Origin of the sequence: Leifsonia stereocauli, from assembly GCF_038432415.1 — a bacterium.
Taxonomy (GTDB): Bacteria; Actinomycetota; Actinomycetes; order Actinomycetales; family Microbacteriaceae; genus Orlajensenia; species Orlajensenia stereocauli.
Map to the genome: position 1 here is coordinate 1,675,536 of NZ_JBCAUN010000001.1, position 18,503 is coordinate 1,694,038.

Here is an 18,503-nt window from a genome sequence, read left to right on the forward strand (position 1 = left end):
GGCCATCCTAGATGCTGACGCTCGGTGAGGGTCGACGGTGAGACTGATGCGACTGTCGCCGTATCGCGCTCGAGCACGCCTGTCACACTCACTGATGCCTCCATCCGTCGTTTCTCCACCGACTATCGTGATAACCGATGCTCATCTCGCGATATTCCGCACCGGACTTCAATCCCTACGGCGATGAAAGCCCCGACGATCCCGACGTGCTCTGGGTCGCGCCCGTGGCGACCGCCGGGGTGCGCTCCGTCGTCGCCCTGCCGGGGTCCAAGTCGCTGACCAACCGCGAGCTCGTCCTGTCCGCGCTGGCGGACGCTCCGTCCCGCCTGCGCGCTCCCCTGCACTCCCGCGACACGGCCCTGATGATCGAGGCCCTGCGGTCTCTGGGCGTGAGCATCGAGGAGACGGCGGGAAGCAGCGGCTTCGGCCCCGACCTGGTCATCACGCCCGCCGACGAGCTCACCGGATCCACCACAATCGACTGCGGCCTCGCAGGCACGGTCATGCGCTTCCTGCCGCCCGTCGCCGGCCTCGCCCTCGGTCCGACCACCTTCGACGGCGACGAGGGCGCACGCCGCAGGCCCATGGCCACGACCATCTCGTCACTCCGCGACCTCGGCGTCGACATCAATGACGACTCCCGCGCCGCCCTGCCTTTCACGGTGCACGGCAGTGGCAGCGTCGCGGGCGGTGCGATCACGATCGACGCGACCCTCACCAGCCAGTTCGTCTCCGGCCTGCTCCTGGCGGCCGCCCGCTTCGAGAGCGGCCTCGACCTGCGCCACGACGGCGAGCGCCTCCCCAGCCAGCCGCACATCGAGATGACGGTCGCCACCCTGGCCCGGCGCGGCGTCGTGGTGCGCCAGCCCGAGGTCGGGCACTGGATCGTCGCCCCCGGCTCCATCGCGGGCGCGGATGTCGCCATCGAACCCGACCTCTCGAACGCCGCGCCGTTCCTCGCCGCCGCCCTCGTCACCGGAGGAAGCGTCACCATCCCGGGCTGGCCTGCCGAGACGACGCAGGTCGGCAACGACCTGCTCGACCTCCTGCCGCTGTTCGGGGCGACCGTGAAGCGCGACGGGGACACGGTCACGGTCAGCGGTGGCGACGGCATCCGGGGCGTCACCCTCGACCTGTCGACGGGCGGCGAGCTGGTCCCGAACCTGGTGGCCCTGGCAGCGCTCGCCGACGGGCCGAGCGAGTTCACGGGCATCGGCCACATCCGCCACCACGAGACCGACCGTCTCGCCGCCCTGGCCGCCGAGATCAACGGCCTCGGCGGACGGGTCACCGAGCTGGAGGACGGCCTGCGCATCGAGCCGGCTCCTCTGCACGGTGGCGTCTGGAAGAGCTATGCCGACCACCGCATGGCCACGACGGGCGCCATCATCGGCCTCGCGGTTCCCGGGGTCGAGATCCACGACATCGCCACGACGGCGAAGACCCTCCCCCAGTTCCCACAGCTCTGGCACGCGATGCTCGGCACCGGTGCGACCTCAGCAGCATCGACGACGACGGACACGACCATCGACCTCCCGCAGCTCGGGACGGGTTCCCCGGCATGAGCTGGTGGGAGTCCGACGACGACGAGGACGAGCCGGAGTTCGACGAGGCCGACATCAGGGTCCGTCCGAATCCCAAGGCGAATCGTCCGCGCACGAAGACCAGGCCCGCCTACACGCAGGCCATCACCGCCCGCGTGCTCGGAGTCGACCGCGGGCGCTACACGGTGCTCGTCGACGAGAACCTCGAGACCGAGCACGAGGTCACGGCGGCCCGTGCCCGCGAACTGCGCAAGCAGCCCGTCGTCAACGGCGACCGCGTCGACATCGTCGGCGACTCGACCGGTGACGACGGCACCCTCGCCCGTATCGTGCGCATCCAGCCGCGCACCACGCTGCTGCGTCGCAGTGCAGACGACACCGACGCCATCGAGCGCGTGGTCGTCGCCAACGCCGACCAGATGCTCATCGTGGTGGCCGCTGCCAATCCGGAGCCGCGTGTGCGGCTCGTCGACCGCTACCTCGTGGCCGCCTACGATGCCGGCATCCGCCCGATGCTCGTCGTGACGAAGACCGACCTCGCCGACCCGTCCGAGTTCCTCGCGAACTTCGCCGGCCTCGGCCTCACCGTCTTCACGAGCCGCAGCGACGACATCCCCCTCGACATCATCACGGCCGACCTCATCGGACACGAGACCGTGTTCGTCGGCCACTCCGGGGTCGGGAAGTCCACGCTCGTCAACGCCCTGGTGCCCGACGCGAACAGGGCGACGGGAGTCGTGAACACCGTCACGGGTCGCGGCAGGCACACCTCGTCGTCGACGGTGTCGCTGCGCATCGACGTTCCGGCCGGCCGCGGCTGGGCCATCGACACCCCGGGCGTGCGTTCCTTCGGCCTGGGGCACGTCGACACGGCGAACATCCTCAAGTCGTTTACCGACCTCGACGCCATCGCCCAGCGCTGCCCGCGCGGCTGCACGCACCTCCCCGACGCTCCGGACTGCGCCATCAACGAGGCTGTGGCAGCAGGAGAGCTCGGCGAGCAGGGTGTCGCCCGCCTCGACTCCCTGCAGCGCCTGCTCACGACGTTCTCGGAGCGGCCGACGTTCTGACCCGTCGCTCCCGTGCGGGAGGATGGAGGGATGACCGAGACGTTCCGCCTGCAGACCGGCGACACCGCGCCCGCCTTCACCCTCCTCGACCAGGACGGCTCGCCCGTCTCCCTCGCCGACTACACGGGGCGCCGGGTCATCGTGTACTTCTACCCCGAGGCGATGACCCCCGGATGCACCACCCAGGCGTGCGACTTCCGCGACAACCTCGGGTCGCTGGCCAGCGCCGGGTACCAGGTGCTCGGGATCTCGAAGGACGCCGTCGCCAAGCTCAAGATGTTCCAGGAGGAGGACTCCATCTCCTTCCCCCTGCTCTCGGATGAGGATCTCGCGGTGCACGTCGCCTACGGAACGTGGGGCGAGAAGAACTCCTACGGCCGGATCGTCACCGGGACGCTGCGCTCGACCTTCGTGATCGACGAGGCCGGCGTCATCAGCCACGCCCTGTACAACGTCAAGGCGACAGGGCACATCTCGATGCTGCGCCGGAAGCTCGGCATCGACTGATCTCGGGCGAGCCTCGCGATTCCCTCGATGCCGAGGTCGATGTTCTCGCTACGCTGGGGACAAGTCGACGCAGCGGAGCGTCGACCTCGAGAGGAATGCTCGATCGCCATGGCTCATGGGAGACACCTGAGATGAAACGACACGTCATCGCCACCACCGGCGCAGCACTCCTGCTCATCCTCCTGACCGGGTGTACGCCGAGCGGCACGCCGGTGGAGAACTTCGCCGGCGTCCCCGACGACATCACGACCTCCGAGAAGATCCCGGTCGACACCGACGGCGCACCCCAGGCGTTCTACCTGAACGACGGCGGGGAGCTCGCCGTCATCCTGTGGGGCAGTTCCACCTGCCCGTACATCGGCACTGAGATCTCGGTCCTGAAGACGGCGGACGAGGGCAACGAGGTGGAGGTCGCCGTCGCCCCGCTCCCCGACCAGCCGTGCACCATGGACCTCGTTCCGCACACCACGGTGTTCTGGACCCCGACCAAGACGACGACGACCAAGCCGCTCATCGTGCATGTGCTCGACTCCGTCATCGAGGTGCCGGTCAAGTAGCCGGCGCGCGGACCTCGCCCGGGCTCAAGAGGCCGGTCGCTCCAGTTCGTGCGTGAATGCCACGCGGACGCCGGGCACGAGCAGCAGCACGATGACGGCGAGGGACGGTACCAGCAGGGCCCAGCCGATGTCGGGTCGGGCGTAGAGGCCCTGGAAGCAGCCGACCGCGACGGCGATCTGCAGGACCTGCCAGGTGACGGCCGCCCCGCGGATCCACGGCCTGTCCCGCGCTGCTCCGATGGCCATGGCCGTCACGAAGACGGCCGCGATGACGACGATGACGAAGATGGCGACGGCGCTCGCCACAGAGGCCGGCTCGGCCGTCACCAGCTCGAGCAGGAACCACACGGCGACCCCGATGACGAGGGCGGCCTCCGCGAACAGGATCACGCGGAGAACCGCGATCAGAGGCCCGTTACGAACCGGAGCAGTGGGGGAATCCTCAGGTTCTGACCCCCGAACAGGACGGGCATTCACAGGGTTATCCCATTCAAAACTATTGATCCGATTCTTTTACTATGCGACCATATTCGAGGTCAAGTTTTGCTCACAGGGTCGTGAGCTGTTCACTCCTGAGTTTACTTCCTGCAACTTGACCTCCACCCCCCGTTGCATTCTGAGGCCATACGGCCATGCACCCCCGCAATACAAAGGAGCACCCCCATGGATTGGCGCGACAAGGCCGCCTGCCTCACCGCAGACCCCGAGCTGTTCTTCCCGGTCGGCAACACCGGCCCCGCAGTCGACCAGATCGAGAAGGCCAAGACCGTCTGCTCGCGCTGCAACGTCACCGAGATCTGCCTGCAGTACGCCCTCGAGACCGGTCAGGACTCGGGCGTCTGGGGAGGCCTCAGCGAAGACGAGCGCCGTGCCCTCAAGCGCCGCGCCGCTCGCGCCCGTCGCGCCTCCTAGCTCCGATCAGAGCACAGCAGAACGCGCCCTCGTCCGCGAGGGCGCGTTCTGCTGTCACCTCCGCTGCTACGGCTTGGTCAGCCAGCGCAACGGGATGTCGATGGTGACCTCGGTCCCGCTGCCGAGCACGGTGTGCCAGTCGATGGTCCCGCTCAGTTCACCCTGGATGAGCGTGCGCACGATCTGGGTGCCGAGGCCGGATCCCACCTTGCCCTCCGGCAAGCCGGAGCCCGTGTCGCGCACCTTGACGCTCAGGGTGTCGTCGGTGCGCGACGCGATGATCTCGACGTCGCCCTCGCGCCCGGCGAGGCCGTGCTCGACGGCGTTCGTCACGAGCTCGGTGAGCGCCAGGGCCAACGGCGTCGCGTACTCGCTCGGCAGCACGCCGAAGCTGCCTGAGGACTTCGGATGCACCGTCGTGTTGTGGGCCGAGGCGACCTCGGCGATGAGCAGCAGCACCCGATCGAACACGGCGTCGAAATCCACGCTCTGAGCGAGGCCCTCCGACAGGGTGTCGTGCACCACGGCGATGGCGGCGACACGGCGCATGGCCTGGGTGAGGGCTTCGCGCGCCTCGTCGGAATGAGTGCGCCGCGCCTGGATGCGCAGCAGCGAGGCCACGGTCTGCAGGTTGTTCTTCACCCTGTGGTGGATCTCGCGGATCGTCGCGTCCTTCGTGATGAGCTCACGTTCCTGGTGACGCAGCTCGGTCACGTCGCGGCTCAGGATGATGGCGCCGATCCGCTCTCCCCTGTTGCGGATCGGGATGGCGCGCAGCGACACCGTGACTCCGCGCGCCTCGATGTCGGTGCGCCACGGCGCCCGGCCCGTGACGACGAGCGGGAGCGACTCGTCAGCGACGAGGGATCCGCTCAGCACCCGGGTGGTCACCTCGGCGAGGGACTCGCCCTCCAGCTCGTCGGCGAAGCCCATGCGGTTGAACGCCGAGAGGGCGTTGGGACTGGCGAAGGTGGTCGTGCCGTCGACGTCGAGGCAGATCAGGCCGTCCGAGGCTCGAGGAGCACCACGGCGTGGACCGGTCGGAGCGCCCAGATCGGGGAAGTCGCCCGAGGCGATCATCGCCGACAGGTCGTTGGCGCACTCGTTGAAGGTGAGCTCCTGGCGACTCGGAGTGCGCGTCTCGCTCAGGTTGGTGTGCCTGGTGAGCACGGCGATCGGCTCGTCGGTGATGCTCGATCCCGTCGGCGAGAGTCTGCGCATCACGGGCACCGCGCGCACCCGCGTCGGCGTCTCCTCGTACCAGGCAGGGGTCGACGAGTCGACGATGCGGGCGGTCTCGAAGGCCTCGGTGACCTGGGCCACCCACTCCTGACGGATCTCCTGCCCGACGAAGTCGCGATAGAAGAGGGTCGCTGCACTCGACGGACGCGCATGGGCCACCGCGACGAAGCTTCCGGCCGCCGTCGGCACCCAGACCACGAGGTCGGCGAACGCGAGGTCGGCGATCAGCTGACCGTCGGCCACGAGCATGTGCAGCCAATCCACGTCGGCCTGGCTGCCGCGCCCCTGCGCGAGTACGAGATCACTGAGCGTCGACACGTTTCCAGCGTAGCGGGGATGTCTCAGCGTCCGGACGACGGGACTGATGCCGCGACCGACGGAGCGCCGACTGCCGCTCCGGATGCCGCACGTGTCCGTCGCCGGACGTCCCGCGCGGCCGCATCCTGTCGCGGCACCAACTGCTCGTCGACGAATCGTTCGATTGCCTGCCGCGCCGGTGACCGCCGCGACACCTCGCGGAGCGTCCCGCCGGCCAGCACGGCGGCGTCGACGCCTCGGCGGTCGTCTGGCACGATGTGCGCCTGCTCGATGCCGCCGAACCGGCGCAGCGTCGCCAGCACGTGCCCTGCGGCCCCGACGCCGGAGGCGCTGGTGCGCAGCCTGTTGACCACGACGCTCACCCGCTGGGGTTCGATGGCCTCGGCGAGGTCGGCGTAGCCGCGGAGGAATCGCGGCAGTGCGATCGGATCGGCGCCCCCGACCGCGATGACGTGGTCGGCCGACCGCAGAGCGGCGATGGTGGCCCCGTTCCGCCGTGGAGCGAACAGGTCGCTCGAGATCTCCTCATCGGTCTCGAGGCTGAATCCGGTGTCGACGACCACGACGTCGACCCACCGCCTGCAGGCGTCCAGGACGGCCGTCACGCGGCTCCCTCCGAGTTCCGGCCACCGAGCGGCACGGCTGATCCCGGTCAGCACCCTGAAGGCGTCGTCGCGGGTGCCGTGGCGCTGGGCGATGCGATCGAGCTCGGCTCGGGTGAGACTGTCGGCGCCGGCGAGGCGACAGGCTGCCGCGAAGCCCGGTGCCTCGTCGAGGAGGCCCAGCGCCGGCGCGATGGTGCCGCCGTACGGATCGACGTCGGCGAGCAGCACCGAGTGACCCCGCGCCGCGACCTCGGCCGCCACGTTGATGGCGAGAGTCGTGCGCCCTGGCGCTCCGGTCGGCCCCCACACGGCGATCACCCCCGAGACCGGGCCACCGGTGAGCGGAGCGGGCACTCCGACGGGCGGCGGCCCCCTGTGCCCCAGCACGTTCTCGACGTCGTCCCAGGTGGAGTCGGCGTCGAGCACCTCGAACAACCCGAGTTCGGATGCATGACGGCGCCCGCTGTCGTTCGCCGCGATGCCGATCACCCGCACTCCGCGGCGGTCGCACGCGTCGAGGAGCTCCCGGCTGATACCGGCGGCGGACGCCACGACGGCGTCGAGTTCCAGCCCATCGAGGATGAGGATGAGTTCCCGTGCGGTTGCGGACCTGGCCACGACGGAGTGGCCGTGCTCGATCATGTCCGCGAGCAGGGCGTCCTCCACTGCCCTGTCGAGCAGAAGGGCGATGGCGGCCATCCTCAGCCGCTCCCGGGCACGACGGAGAGCGCATCGTCGTCGGCGATGGCCTCGAGCACCAGGGCGACGTCGTCTCGGGGCACGAGCAGTTCGACGGCTCGACCATAGCCGTCGGCGAGGAAGCCGTCGGCCTCGCGCACCACGGCGACGGTCGCATCCGACACCAGGACGACCGGCGGATCGAAGCCGTCGGTCTTCGCGGCCCGCGCCGACCAGAGGTCCACGACGGAGCCCGTTGCGACGCTCTCGGGCAGACGGCCGCTCAGGGTCACCACCACGCTGGTGAGTCCGGCCTGCGCCGTCGTCGACACCGCGGATGCCGGGACCATCTCCCCGGCGAGCACAGAGCGGGTCATGACCAGGCCGTCGGCCGGCAGGCCGCCGGCGTACAGGTAGACGTCGGCGCCATCGCCGAGGCGCACGCTGGTGGCGACGAGGTCGCCGGCTTCGACGGTCTGTCCGACGACGAGGGCGTCGCGAGCCACGTAGACCTCGGTCGTGCGGTCGGCTGCGGCGACGACTGCGTAGACGCCGATCACCGAGCCCAGCACGAGCACCACGCCGACGATGAACCGCGGATCGATCCAGAACGAGCGGGAGCCGGCCTGCGTCGCTGCGACCCCCATGAGCACCCTCCCCTGACTCCAGCGTCGGAGCCTGTGCTCGATCATGCCGAGTCTCTCTCGCGCGCGATGGGAGTTATCCACAACATGGCGCATCCGGTGTCGACGTGACGACGGCGACGATAATGGTCAGATGCCCCCTGTACCTCCCGACGGCGACGTCGCGCGATTCCTGTCGCTCGCCGACACGGCCGAGATCCTCGCGATCACGGTGGCCGAGGTCGCAGAGCTCGTGCGCACGGGCGAGCTCCCCGCCATCAGGGTCGGTAGCGCCTGGCGCGTCGAGCGCGTCGTCCTCGAGGCCTTCATCGAGGGCCAGTACGAGGAGGCGCGGCGTATGTCGCTCTGGCAGGAGTCCGCATACGCCGACATCCCCGAGCTGTCGGAGGGCCGCATCCTGCCACCGACGCAGAAGCCGGCACCAGAGTCGGAGTGAGCGCGGTTCAGCCCACCAGGCGCACGAGCCTCACATGGGCGAACGGCACCACCCTGTACTGACGAACCGCCCGATCGCGACGCGGGGTGCCCGCCTCGTGCACGGCGAGGTCGAGGTGGTCGCGCCCCACCCTGTCGATCGTTCCGTGCAACGATCCCGTGGCCGTGACCAGCTCGACGGAGCTGCGTCGCCGGCCGAGGTCGCGCAGTACGAACGGGAGGCCGATCCGATCGATCAGGCGATCCTGCGTCGCGGCCGACGGCTCGAGACTGGGGTCGACGTGCGCCCTGTCGAGCACCAGGGCTGCGACGGCCGCGATCGGCACTATGCCCTGCGGATGCCACGGCGACCCGTCGATGAGGTCGCCGGCCAGCCAGTCCTTACCGAAGGTCGTCGGACGCACCACGACGACGGTGCCCCCGACCAGCTCGAGCCGCAGCGCTGCTATCGCGCCCGTCGACCGCTCACGCGCCAGGGCCATCATCCTGTCGCGGAGGCCGAGCCTGCCGAGACGCAGGCGCTCCTCCTCGATGCGCAGGTCGGCCTCCTCGGCGTGCAACTCCTGTTCGAGTTGGCCCTCGAGGTCGTCGAACAGGTCGTCGAAGCGCATGTGCGGAACGTTAGCCAGTCGCTCCAGGCTGACACGGGAGTTGTCCACAGTGCCGAGACGACTCTGGACAAGTGAGTCATCATCATGATTGAGTCTCCCCAGACACCCCCGGACGGGGGTGGCTCCCCCGGTCCCCGAGTCCTGGAAGCGGCGCCATGAGCCCAGATCCAGCAATTCCCGCGACGCCGGACGAGAACGCACCATCACCGTCTTCGTCGCCGACGTCCATCATCGGCGCGAACGCGCTCGGTCGCTATCTCGACGACGACTTCTTCGGGGCCCAGCCGACTCCGCGCAGCTCACTCCCCGACCCCCAGCCCCTGCTGTCGAACCTCACCCGCTGCGTGATGGAGGTGCTTTCCGGTGCCCGCGAACTCGACCAGCTCAGCCGCTGGGTCACCGACGACGTCTATCGCCACCTGCTGAAGCGCGTCGTGCTCGCCTCCAGGGCACGCGCGGTCAAGAAGCAGCAGGCGCAGCGACCGACGATCTCGATCGGCAGCATCATCGTGACCGAACCGCGCGACGGCGTCGTCGAGGCCGTCGTCATGGTGCACAGCCGATCGCGCACGCGGGCCGTCGCCATCCGCCTCGAGGGCCTCGACAACCGCTGGCGCGCGAGCAGCATCAACGTGCTCTAGACGCGCGAACGCCGCCCGGACGCTGCAGGAGCAGTCATCGGGGCGGCGTTCGACGGCGACGGATGCGGCGGGTCAGCCCTTGCGCTTGTCCTGGGCGCGTCGCTCGGCGCGGTTGGCCGGAGCGGCATCCGGAGCAGCGGACTTCTGGCCGAAGGCCCCGCGGGCGGAGGACTCCTCGGCTGCAGGCGCCTGCTGGGAGGCCGCGACCTGACGGCGGGCCCGCTCTGTTGCCGCCTGCTGGATCTGGCCGCGCTGGTTGCGCACCTCGACTCCGCCGGAGTCGCTCGGAGCCGAGTAGCTGAGCTTCTCGGCCGGAGCCTCCAGGCCGCCAAGGCCCTTGGCCGCGACGCGCGGTGCCGACACCTCGCCGGGACCCTGGTTCACCTCGACGTCCAGGTTGAACAGGAACCCGACCGTCTCCTCACGGATCTGTCCCATCATCTGCTGGAACATGGCGAAGCCCTCACGCTGGTACTCGACCAACGGGTCGCGCTGCGCCATCGCGCGCAGGCCGATGCCGTCCTTCAGGTAGTCCATCTCGTAGAGGTGCTCGCGCCAGCGCCGGTCGATGACCGACAGCACGACACGGCGCTCGAGCTCGCGCATGGCGGGAGAGCCGAGCTGGGCCTCGCGGTTCTGGTAGGCGATGCGGGCGTCGGAGAGGATCTCGCGGCGCACGAAGTCGCGGTTGATGCGTCCCTTCGCCCCGGCCTCGGCCACGACCTCGTCGATCGTCACGCCGACGGGGTAGAGCGTCTTGAGCTCCGCCCAGAAGGCGTCGAAGTCCCAGTCGTCTCCCGTGCTCTCGCCTGTGTGCTGGTCGACGACCTCGTCGATGACCGACTCGAGGAACTTCTGCGTGCGCTCGTGCAGGTCGTCGCCCTCGAGGATGTGACGGCGGTCGGAGTAGATGGCCTCGCGCTGGCGGTTCAGCACGTCGTCGTACTTGAGCACGTTCTTGCGGATCTCGGCGTTGCGCGCCTCGACCTGAGACTGGGCGCTGCGGATGGCGCGGCTGACGACCTTCGACTCGATGGCGACGTCATCCGGAACACCACGCGACATGAGGGCCTCGGCGGCCCCCGAGTTGAACAGGCGCATCAGGTCGTCGGTGAGCGACAGGTAGAAGCGGCTCTCGCCCGGGTCCCCCTGACGGCCGGAGCGACCGCGCAGCTGGTTGTCGATGCGACGCGACTCGTGACGCTCGGTCCCGAGCACGTAGAGTCCGCCGGCCTCGACGACCTTGGCGGCATCCTCGTCGACGGTGGCCTTGACGCGGGAGAACACCTCGTCCCACTTCTCCTCGTACTCCTCGGGAGTGTCGACGGGGCTGAGGCCCGCGGCGTTCATCTCCGAGACGGCGAGGAACTCGGCGTTGCCGCCGAGCATGACGTCGGTTCCACGGCCGGCCATATTGGTGGCGACGGTGACGGAGCCGAGGCGCCCGGCCTGGGCGACGATCGCGGCCTCACGCGCGTGGTTCTTGGCGTTCAGGACCTCGTGGCGCACGCCCTTCTTGGCGAGCAGGCGCGAGAGGTACTCGCTCTTCTCGACGCTCGTCGTTCCCACGAGGACGGGCTGGCCCGACGCGTGACGCTCGACGATGTCCTCGACGACCTGCGCGAACTTGATCTCCTCGTTCTTGTAGACGAGGTCGGACTGGTCGATGCGCACCATCGGCTTGTTCGTGGGGATGGCCACGACGCCGAGCTTGTAGGTCGACATGAACTCGGCTGCCTCGGTCTCGGCCGTGCCGGTCATGCCGGAGAGCTTGGAGTAGAGGCGGAAGTAGTTCTGCAGCGTGACCGTGGCGAGTGTCTGGTTCTCGGCCTTGACCGCGACCTTCTCCTTGGCCTCGATGGCCTGATGGATGCCCTCGTTGTAGCGGCGTCCCATCAGGATGCGGCCTGTGTGCTCGTCGACGATGAGCACCTCGCCGTTCATGACGACGTAGTCCTTGTCGCGCTTGAACAGGGCGTTCGCCTTGATCGCGTTGTTGAGGAAGGAGATGAGCGGGGTGTTGGCCGACTCGTACAGGTTGTCGATGCCGAGGTAGTCCTCGACCTTCTCGATGCCGGGCTCGAGCACGCCCACGGTGCGCTTCTTCTCGTCGACCTCGTAGTCTTCGCCGGGGACGAGGCGGGTGGCGAGGGAGGCGAACTCGTTGAACCAGCGGTTGGCCTCGCCTGATGCCGGGCCCGAGATGATGAGCGGGGTGCGGGCCTCGTCGATGAGGATCGAGTCGACCTCGTCGACGATGGCGAAGTAGTGGCCGCGCTGCACCATGTCCTGCGCCTGCCAGGCCATGTTGTCGCGCAGGTAGTCGAAGCCGAACTCGTTGTTCGTGCCGTAGGTGATGTCGCACGCGTACATCTCCCGGCGCACCTCGGGGGTCTGCCCCGCGATGATGCATCCGGTCGTCATGCCGAGGGCGCGGAACACGCGGCCCATCAGCTCGGACTGGTAGCTCGCGAGGAAGTCGTTGACCGTGATGACGTGAACGCCACGGCTGGTGATGGCGTTGAGGTAGGCGGCCGTCGTCGCGACGAGGGTCTTGCCTTCTCCGGTCTTCATCTCGGCGATGTTGCCGAGGTGCAGGGCCGCGCCGCCCATGAGCTGCACGTCGAAGTGCCGGAGGCCCAGTGTGCGTCGAGCGGCCTCGCGCACGGCGGCGAACGCCTCGGGCAGCAGGTCGTCGAGCGATTCTCCGTTGCCGTAGCGCTCGCGGAACTCCACGGTCTCGTGCTTGAGCTCCTCGTCGCTGAGGGCTCGGAAGTCGTCCTCGAGGGCGTTGATCGCCTTCGCGTAGTTCTCCAGGCGGCGGAGCGTGCGCCCCTCGCCGACACGAAGGACCTTTTCCAGGATTGAGGCCACGAATGCACTCCAGATAGTCAGTACGGCGTGCACGCACGCCTCGCATCCGCTCGGATGCGCGGGTCATCACCCAACGGGCAACCCTACCAATGGTAGACGGAGGCGAACTGAGATTCGCCTGACCCACGACCCCCGAACGGATGCCGAGGCCGGCGGTGCCTCAGCTGGCCTCTTCGATGTTCTCGTCGAGTCCGATCACGCCGTAGTCCCAGCCCTTGCGGCGGTAGACGACACTCGGACGGTTGGTCTCGGTGTCGAAGAACAGGTAGAAGTCGTGGCCGACCAGCTCCATGTTGTAGAGCGCGTCGTCGATCGACATCGGCACTGAGGCGAAGAGCTTGCGTCTGATGACGACGGGGCTGTAGTCGTGCTCGCTCTCGGGCTCTCCGGCCGGCTGAGCGCCTTCGACGACGGGGATCGATCCCGTGCGTACGCGCTCCAGGACCTCCGATGACGCCGGCGCTATGTGGACAGCCTCGAAGCCGCCGTCCGTCGCCTCGCGGAGGGAAGTGGGGCGGTGCTGTCCCCGGTGGATCTTGCGACGGTCCTTGGCCCGGCGCACGCGCTCGAGCAGTCGGCCGTAGGCGACGTCGAAGGCCGCGTACTTGTCTGATCCGTCGGCCTCGGCCCGGACGACGGGCCCCTTGCCGATGAGCGTCAATTCGACGCGGTCGTTCCCACTCGTTCCGTTCGTCTCGTGATGACGGCAGACCTTCACCTCGAGCGCGACGGCCCTGTCTGCCAGGTGGGCGACCTTGTCGGCCTTCTCCGTGGCGTATTCCCGGAATCGATCCGTAATACCCGCGTTTCGTCCGACGATGTTCAGCTCCATGTCGACCTCCCCGTTATCCGGCGTGTCACCCGGCTGTTGCGAGGGCGAACGTTCACGCCTTTAGGGCCACGGTATCCCGCCCTGCTGGAGATGTCACCAGTTGTTTCACACAGGTTCGGCGACTACCCTCGACGACCGCGCAGCCGTGTCTCCGCGAGGGCGGCGCAGCCGACGACGGTCCCGCCTCCCGCTCTGACGGCTCGCACGGCCTCGCGCATCGTCGACCCCGTCGTGAGGATGTCGTCGACGACGACGAAACGTCGGCCGGACAGTGGATGCGGCCCGCCGACCAGGCCGCGACGCACGGTGAGGCCGCCGGCGACGTTGGCGCCGCGCTCCTCCCGACCGAGGCCGGCCTGATCGGCGTGCTCCCCCACGACGCGGAGCACGGGGCTCGCCCGCAATCCTCCGGAGCGGAGCATCGCACCGACGGGGCTGAAACCGCGTCGACGGTACGCCGAGCGTGACGACGGCACCGCGACGATCTCGAGGCCGCGGACGTCAGGCGACGCAGGGCCCGTCGCGCCCGGGCCGGCCGCCACGATGGCCGCCAGCACCGCCTCCCGCAGCACGGGGCCGAGCGCGCTGGCGAGGGTGGGTCGGCCGCCGTCCTTGAAGGCGCCGATCACCCGCTGGGCAACGCCGCCGTAGTCGAGTGCGCAGTGCACGGGCATGCCGTCGCGGTCGGCCCGGTGCACGTCGGCGACGACGAGCAGGCGGCACGCCGGGCAGAGCACGCGGCCGGTCCCGCCGCATCCGGCGCACTCCACGGGGAGGACGAGAGCGAGGGCGTCGCGCAGCGCGTCGGTCACCGCTCGGGTGGACAGCCTGGAGGTCATCGAGCCACTCTGCCCGCGCCGGCGCAGGCCGGCCCACCCGGAGCGATCGCCGTGGAGTCGGATGGGGGCAGGCGCCAGCGGGGAGGAAGCCGCGCTCAGAGGCCCTGTTGCGTCGCAAGCACCTGCACGTCCGTGATGCGGGGTTGCCACCCGATGCCCTGCCGCTGCTCGAGGGTGCCATCGCGGAGCAGCAGCCTCAGGTCGCGGACGGTGTTGCCTCCGGAGATGCCGACGGCGTCATCGGTGCCGTCGATCTCCGAACTGGGGCCCCCGATCTGCTGCGTGACGATCGTGGTGGCCCCGTCGGCCGCCCGGGTGAGGGAGGCGACGGTGAGGTCGTCGACCCAGGAGGCGTCGACGGGCAGGCCGGCGGCCGACGGCAGCGGGATCCAGGTGCCGAGCTTCACAGGCACTGACGGCCGCCCACCGTCTCCGCGGATGATCGCGGCCGCGACGAATCGGCTGCGCCCCTCGCTCTCGAGTTCGGCGATGAGGCGCGTGCCGTCTCGTGACAGCCTGAGGGCGACGATGCCCGTCGAGTCGGGCCAACTCGTGGCGACCTCGTTCACCGACCCGTCGAGGCCGTAGGCGCGGATGGCCGCAGGATCCTCGCGCGGGACGCTCCAGACGTAGCCGGCAGGGTCGATGGACGGTGCAATGAGGTTGCTGCGATCGTCGAGGGCCACGGCATCGTCACCCTTGCGCACGCTGTACACGACCCCGTCGGCGAGCACGGCGGCGGCCGTCCGGCCTGCGCCCATCGTGACGGCCGACGGCGACAACGACGCGATGACGTCGGAGAGGCCGTCGATGGGCACGAGGGTGTCCTCGGATGCCGGCAGGTACCCGAACACTCCGTCGCGGAGGATCAGCGCGCGCGAATCGACGCGGGGGATCTCGTAGGGCGCGAGCTCGCGGATGTCCCGCTCGATCCCGTTGTTCACGATCGTCACGCTGGAGATGGTCGGAACGCCGGACAGGCTCTCCTTGAGCTGCTGCTTCATGTGCTGCAGGGTCTCCTGATCGGCGCGCAGTGCATCACTGTTGAGCGGCACCTGAGCGTCGCGCGCCAGCACTGTGACGGTGTCCGCCGTGAGCGTGGCCCCCTCGGGGAACGCCGAGACCACGGCGCCGTCGAGCCACTCGCTCGGGCCCGCCAGCAGCTCCCGCACGATCTGGGTCGGAGTCGAGAGCCGGCGTGGGAACCAGCGCAGGTCGGGCACCATGTAGGTATAGGTGGGGTCCCAGAAGTACAGCGGATAGGAATTGAACACCTGCGGGAACGTGGCCTCGTCGACGAGGGTGCCCTGTGGCGCCTTACTGATGCGCCACTCCCCCCGCACCTGCTGGAACTCGTAGGACAGGGCCACCCGTGCGTCAGGCACGTCCTCGGTGTAGTCGCCGTGCTGTCCGACCGCGGCCTTCGGCGTCACGGACAGCGACATCGCCAGGTCGCCGGCAGTGGTGAACTCGCGGTCGCTGCCGACATCGATCGTCGTGTCGGCATCCGGATCCCAGATGTCGTCGAAGCTGCTGGTCAGGTACTCGCGCGCCACGGCGTAGCGGTCCTGCGGGGTGGCCGCGGCGTCGATGAAGCCGAGCAGGATCTCGGCCTGCGACGCGCCCTTCGTCGGGCCGCGGGCGATGAGGTCGAGTTCGAGGGCGTTGTCGGTGTCCGACCCCGTACCCTCCTGCACCGGACCGGACGTGGGGATGGTGGCGCAGCCCGTGAGCAGCGCGATGCCGATCAGGACGGCGACAGCGGCGAGACGCCGGGAGCTACGCATCGGCGCCTCCGATCAGCTGGGCGGACGCCGGCCCGTCGACGGGAGAGACGGGCGCTGCGGGTTCGGTGGCCCCGGCGTCTTCCGGCACGAGGGCGAGCGGGCTGTCTCCGCGGGGCGAATCGGCCGTGCGCGGGAGCACGATCAGGAAGTTGCTGCCCGCGTCGGGCTGCGACCACACCTCGATGGCGCCTCCGTGGACCACGGCGTCCTCGAGGGCGATGGCGAGGCCGAGTCCAGTACCGCCGATGGTGCGCTGGCGTGACGGATCGGCGCGCCAGAACCTGTCGAAGACGTGGTCGGCCGCCTCGGCGGTCATGCCGATGCCGTAGTCGCGCACGCCGATCGCCACTGCAGTGGCATTGGAGTCGACCGACACGATGATGGGGCGATGCTCGCCGTGCTCGATCGCGTTGCCGAGCAGATTGCGGAGGATGCGCCTGATGCGCCGCGGGTCGACGAGTACGTCGACGTGGCCGCCCGGGGCCACGAGCTGCAGTTCGCAGCCGTTCCGCTCCGCCAGGGTGTGCATGCTGGCGACGGCATCCGCCGCGAGATGGGCGAGGTTGGTCGGCTCGCGCGCGAGGTCGACCGATCCGGCGTCGTAGCGGCTGATCTCGAGCAGGTCGGCCAGCAGCACCTCGAACCTCTCCACCTGGGTGTGCAGCAGTTCGACGGTGCGCTCGGCGACGGGAGTGAAGGAGTCGCGCTGGTCGTAGAGCACGTCGCCGGCGAGTCTGATGGTGGTCAGTGGGGTGCGCAGTTCGTGTGAGACGTCGGAGACGAAGCGCTGCTGCACCTCGGACAGGTCGGCGAGCTCCTTGATCTGCAGTTGCAGGCTGTCCGCCATGCCGTTGAACGAGCGCGCCAGCGTGGCGATCACGTCCTCGCCCTTCTCGGGGATGCGCACCTCGAGGTCGCCGGCAGCGAGCTGCTCACTGGTCTCGGCCGCAACCCTGATCGGCGTGACGACGAGGCGCACGACCACCCAGGTGACGGCGGCGATGAGCAGCAGCAGGGCCAGTGCAGCGACAGCAGCGGTCTGCTGCACCGACGACAGGGTCTGCTGCACGTCGGCCAGGCTGTACCCGATGTAGACCTCGTACCAGCCGGCTTTCGGCAGCAGCAGTTGCGAGCCGACCACGATGCCCGGCTGCGCGCGGTCGTCGACATCCGTCAGCGTCACCGACTGCCAGAACTGCCCGGCGCGATCCGACTGCACCTGACGCCGCAGGTCTGTGGAGATGACGGTGCCGCGCAGTTCGTTGGTGGTGAAGTCGAGCGGGGCGTCGGTGGACGGCGGCTGTCCCGGAGCCCGCGACATGGCGATGAGTCTGCTCGACGAGGCCGCACTGATGGAGGCCTGCGCCTCGCTGAGGACGGCCTGAACGGCGTCGCGATCCGAGGCGTCCGATGCGTCGAGGATGCGCTGGGCCGACTCGGTGGCCCGGCTCGAGTCCGAGAGCACCAGTTCCAGGCGGGACTGGAACAGGTTGTTGCTCACGCTCACCGAGAGGTAGACCCCGGCGAGCAGGATGGCGAGGCCGGAGAGCCCGAGCGTGATGACTGTGGTGCGGAACTGCAGCGAGCTGCGCCACAGCCGCACAGTTCGCGTCGGCCACGTGCGCCAGCTCGCCCAATCGACGCCGAGCAGTCGCGGCTCGGCCGCAGGGGCGGTCATGAGGGGTCAGGCCACGCTGCCGGCCCGGTACCCCACGCCGCGCACGGTCGTGACGATGCGCGGGTTGTCGGGGTCGTCCTCGACCTTCGCGCGCAGGCGCTGCACGTGCACGTTGACGAGGCGGGTGTCGGCCTTGTAGTGGTAGCCCCACACCTGCTCGAGCAGCATCTCGCGCGTGAACACCTGGTGCGGCTTCGACGCGAGGGCGAGCAACAGGTCGAACTCGAGGGGCGTGAGGTTGATGCGGCGGTCCCCGCGTCGCACCTCGTGGCCGGCGGCATCGACGGTGAGGTCGCCGATCTGCAGGTGCGTCGGCTCCGAGGCCTGCGTCGGGCGCAGACGCGTACGCACACGGGCGATGAGCTCCTTCGGGTTGAAGGGCTTCACGATGTAGTCGTCGGCCCCGGCCTCGAGGCCCTTCACGACGTCTGCGGTGTCCGACTTGGCCGTGAGCATGATCACGGGGGTGCCGGACTCCGCCCTGATGAGGGCGCAGACCTCGATGCCGTCGAGCCCCGGAAGCATGAGGTCGAGGAGCACGAGGTCGGGTTTCGACGCCCGGAATGCCTCGAGGGCGAGTGCTCCGTCCGCGCAGAAGAAGGGCTCGAAGCCCTCACCGCGCAGCACGATGCCGATCATCTCTGCCAGGGCCGTGTCATCGTCGACGACCAGAATGCGTGCGTTCATCGTTCCGTTTTCCACTGAGGCCGATCCGATCCTGTCATCGCC

Annotated in this window: 18 protein-coding genes; 7 read left to right on the forward strand and 11 right to left on the reverse strand. The window is 69.2% G+C overall.

What is annotated here, in order from left to right; all coding sequences use genetic code 11:
- The first annotated feature begins 137 nt into the window (after positions 1-137).
- The 4 genes from aroA (at position 138) to AADV74_RS08120 (ending at position 3,678) form a co-directional block, all read left to right on the forward strand.
- On the forward strand, positions 138-1,565 hold the full coding sequence (gene aroA / locus AADV74_RS08105; protein WP_342112942.1) for a 3-phosphoshikimate 1-carboxyvinyltransferase: 1,428 nt from the start codon (positions 138-140) through the stop codon (positions 1,563-1,565).
- Complete coding sequence (gene rsgA / locus AADV74_RS08110) at positions 1,562-2,614, forward strand: ribosome small subunit-dependent GTPase A (RefSeq protein WP_342112943.1); 1,053 nt, start codon at positions 1,562-1,564, stop codon at positions 2,612-2,614. The genes aroA and rsgA overlap by 4 nt, the downstream gene beginning before the upstream one ends.
- A gap of 30 nt (positions 2,615-2,644) precedes the next feature.
- Positions 2,645-3,121 carry a thioredoxin-dependent thiol peroxidase gene (gene bcp / locus AADV74_RS08115; RefSeq protein ID WP_342112944.1) on the forward strand — a complete coding sequence of 159 codons (477 nt, stop codon included), beginning with the start codon at positions 2,645-2,647 and terminating at the stop codon, positions 3,119-3,121.
- Positions 3,122-3,252: 131 nt separating this feature from the next.
- Positions 3,253-3,678 carry a hypothetical protein gene (locus AADV74_RS08120; protein WP_342112945.1) on the forward strand — a complete coding sequence of 142 codons (426 nt, stop codon included), beginning with the start codon at positions 3,253-3,255 and terminating at the stop codon, positions 3,676-3,678.
- A 24-nt stretch (positions 3,679-3,702) separates the two neighbouring features.
- Here the strand turns inward: AADV74_RS08120 and AADV74_RS08125 are convergent, their stop codons facing one another.
- A complete protein-coding gene (locus AADV74_RS08125) occupies positions 3,703-4,068 on the reverse strand; it encodes a hypothetical protein (protein ID WP_342112946.1) in 366 nt (121 codons plus the stop codon).
- A gap of 273 nt (positions 4,069-4,341) precedes the next feature.
- Between AADV74_RS08125 and AADV74_RS08130 the strand changes: the two genes are divergently transcribed.
- Entirely contained in the window at positions 4,342-4,590 is a 249-nt protein-coding gene (locus AADV74_RS08130; RefSeq protein ID WP_055817493.1) for a WhiB family transcriptional regulator, read from the forward strand.
- Positions 4,591-4,656: 66 nt separating this feature from the next.
- Here the strand turns inward: AADV74_RS08130 and AADV74_RS08135 are convergent, their stop codons facing one another.
- From AADV74_RS08135 to AADV74_RS08145, 3 genes are read right to left on the reverse strand one after another with little or no spacing between them, the layout of a single operon-like run.
- The gene (locus tag AADV74_RS08135) at positions 4,657-6,150 is read right to left on the reverse strand and encodes a sensor histidine kinase (protein WP_055817492.1); all 1,494 of its coding nucleotides are present in this window, start codon (positions 6,148-6,150) and stop codon (positions 4,657-4,659) included.
- A 23-nt stretch (positions 6,151-6,173) separates the two neighbouring features.
- Entirely contained in the window at positions 6,174-7,454 is a 1,281-nt protein-coding gene (locus AADV74_RS08140; RefSeq protein ID WP_342112947.1) for a CpaE/TadZ family protein, read from the reverse strand.
- Positions 7,455-7,456: 2 nt separating this feature from the next.
- On the reverse strand, positions 7,457-8,080 hold the full coding sequence (locus tag AADV74_RS08145; protein ID WP_342112948.1) for a hypothetical protein: 624 nt from the start codon (positions 8,078-8,080) through the stop codon (positions 7,457-7,459).
- Positions 8,081-8,210: 130 nt separating this feature from the next.
- Between AADV74_RS08145 and AADV74_RS08150 the strand changes: the two genes are divergently transcribed.
- Entirely contained in the window at positions 8,211-8,513 is a 303-nt protein-coding gene (locus AADV74_RS08150; protein WP_342112949.1) for a helix-turn-helix domain-containing protein, read from the forward strand.
- Positions 8,514-8,520: 7 nt separating this feature from the next.
- Here AADV74_RS08150 and AADV74_RS08155 read toward each other — a convergent pair whose 3' ends face one another.
- On the reverse strand, positions 8,521-9,123 hold the full coding sequence (locus AADV74_RS08155) for a hypothetical protein (protein ID WP_342112950.1): 603 nt from the start codon (positions 9,121-9,123) through the stop codon (positions 8,521-8,523).
- A gap of 155 nt (positions 9,124-9,278) precedes the next feature.
- Between AADV74_RS08155 and AADV74_RS08160 the strand changes: the two genes are divergently transcribed.
- A complete protein-coding gene (locus tag AADV74_RS08160) occupies positions 9,279-9,764 on the forward strand; it encodes an Rv3235 family protein (protein ID WP_342112951.1) in 486 nt (161 codons plus the stop codon).
- 72 nt (positions 9,765-9,836) lie between these two features.
- Here AADV74_RS08160 and secA read toward each other — a convergent pair whose 3' ends face one another.
- The 6 genes from secA to mtrA all read right to left on the reverse strand — a co-directional run bounded on the left by secA (position 9,837) and on the right by mtrA (position 18,461).
- Positions 9,837-12,638: a preprotein translocase subunit SecA gene (gene secA, locus AADV74_RS08165; RefSeq protein ID WP_342112952.1), complete on the reverse strand. Its 2,802-nt coding sequence runs from the start codon at positions 12,636-12,638 to the stop codon at positions 9,837-9,839.
- A 160-nt stretch (positions 12,639-12,798) separates the two neighbouring features.
- Complete coding sequence (gene hpf / locus AADV74_RS08170) at positions 12,799-13,470, reverse strand: ribosome hibernation-promoting factor, HPF/YfiA family (protein ID WP_342112953.1); 672 nt, start codon at positions 13,468-13,470, stop codon at positions 12,799-12,801.
- Between the two features lie 122 nt (positions 13,471-13,592).
- Positions 13,593-14,309, reverse strand: a complete 717-nt coding sequence (locus AADV74_RS08175) for a ComF family protein (protein ID WP_342112954.1) — start codon at positions 14,307-14,309, stop codon at positions 13,593-13,595.
- A 95-nt stretch (positions 14,310-14,404) separates the two neighbouring features.
- Positions 14,405-16,096 carry an LpqB family beta-propeller domain-containing protein gene (locus tag AADV74_RS08180; protein ID WP_342112955.1) on the reverse strand — a complete coding sequence of 564 codons (1,692 nt, stop codon included), beginning with the start codon at positions 16,094-16,096 and terminating at the stop codon, positions 14,405-14,407.
- The gene (mtrB, locus tag AADV74_RS08185; RefSeq protein WP_342112956.1) at positions 16,089-17,774 is read right to left on the reverse strand and encodes an MtrAB system histidine kinase MtrB; all 1,686 of its coding nucleotides are present in this window, start codon (positions 17,772-17,774) and stop codon (positions 16,089-16,091) included. Before mtrB ends, AADV74_RS08180 begins: the two co-directional genes overlap by 8 nt.
- Before the next feature lie 6 nt (positions 17,775-17,780).
- The gene (mtrA, locus tag AADV74_RS08190) at positions 17,781-18,461 is read right to left on the reverse strand and encodes an MtrAB system response regulator MtrA (RefSeq protein ID WP_342112957.1); all 681 of its coding nucleotides are present in this window, start codon (positions 18,459-18,461) and stop codon (positions 17,781-17,783) included.
- Positions 18,462-18,503 lie beyond the last annotated feature (42 nt).

Bases quoted from the DNA above. Each gene is read 5' to 3' on its own strand.
- hpf (WP_342112953.1), bottom strand. From the start codon at position 13,470: ATGGAGCTGAACATCGTCGGACGAAACGCGGGTATTACGGATCGATTC.
- AADV74_RS08155 (WP_342112950.1), bottom strand. From the start codon at position 9,123: ATGCGCTTCGACGACCTGTTCGACGACCTCGAGGGCCAACTCGAACAG.
- aroA (WP_342112942.1), top strand. From the start codon at position 138: ATGCTCATCTCGCGATATTCCGCACCGGACTTCAATCCCTACGGCGAT.
- AADV74_RS08160 (WP_342112951.1), top strand. From the start codon at position 9,279: ATGAGCCCAGATCCAGCAATTCCCGCGACGCCGGACGAGAACGCACCA.
- mtrA (WP_342112957.1), bottom strand. From the start codon at position 18,461: ATGAACGCACGCATTCTGGTCGTCGACGATGACACGGCCCTGGCAGAG.
- AADV74_RS08140 (WP_342112947.1), bottom strand. From the start codon at position 7,454: ATGGCCGCCATCGCCCTTCTGCTCGACAGGGCAGTGGAGGACGCCCTG.
- bcp (WP_342112944.1), top strand. From the start codon at position 2,645: ATGACCGAGACGTTCCGCCTGCAGACCGGCGACACCGCGCCCGCCTTC.
- mtrB (WP_342112956.1), bottom strand. From the start codon at position 17,774: ATGACCGCCCCTGCGGCCGAGCCGCGACTGCTCGGCGTCGATTGGGCG.
- AADV74_RS08120 (WP_342112945.1), top strand. From the start codon at position 3,253: ATGAAACGACACGTCATCGCCACCACCGGCGCAGCACTCCTGCTCATC.
- AADV74_RS08175 (WP_342112954.1), bottom strand. From the start codon at position 14,309: ATGACCTCCAGGCTGTCCACCCGAGCGGTGACCGACGCGCTGCGCGAC.
- AADV74_RS08150 (WP_342112949.1), top strand. From the start codon at position 8,211: ATGCCCCCTGTACCTCCCGACGGCGACGTCGCGCGATTCCTGTCGCTC.
- AADV74_RS08130 (WP_055817493.1), top strand. From the start codon at position 4,342: ATGGATTGGCGCGACAAGGCCGCCTGCCTCACCGCAGACCCCGAGCTG.
- rsgA (WP_342112943.1), top strand. From the start codon at position 1,562: ATGAGCTGGTGGGAGTCCGACGACGACGAGGACGAGCCGGAGTTCGAC.
- AADV74_RS08180 (WP_342112955.1), bottom strand. From the start codon at position 16,096: ATGCGTAGCTCCCGGCGTCTCGCCGCTGTCGCCGTCCTGATCGGCATC.
- AADV74_RS08145 (WP_342112948.1), bottom strand. From the start codon at position 8,080: ATGGGGGTCGCAGCGACGCAGGCCGGCTCCCGCTCGTTCTGGATCGAT.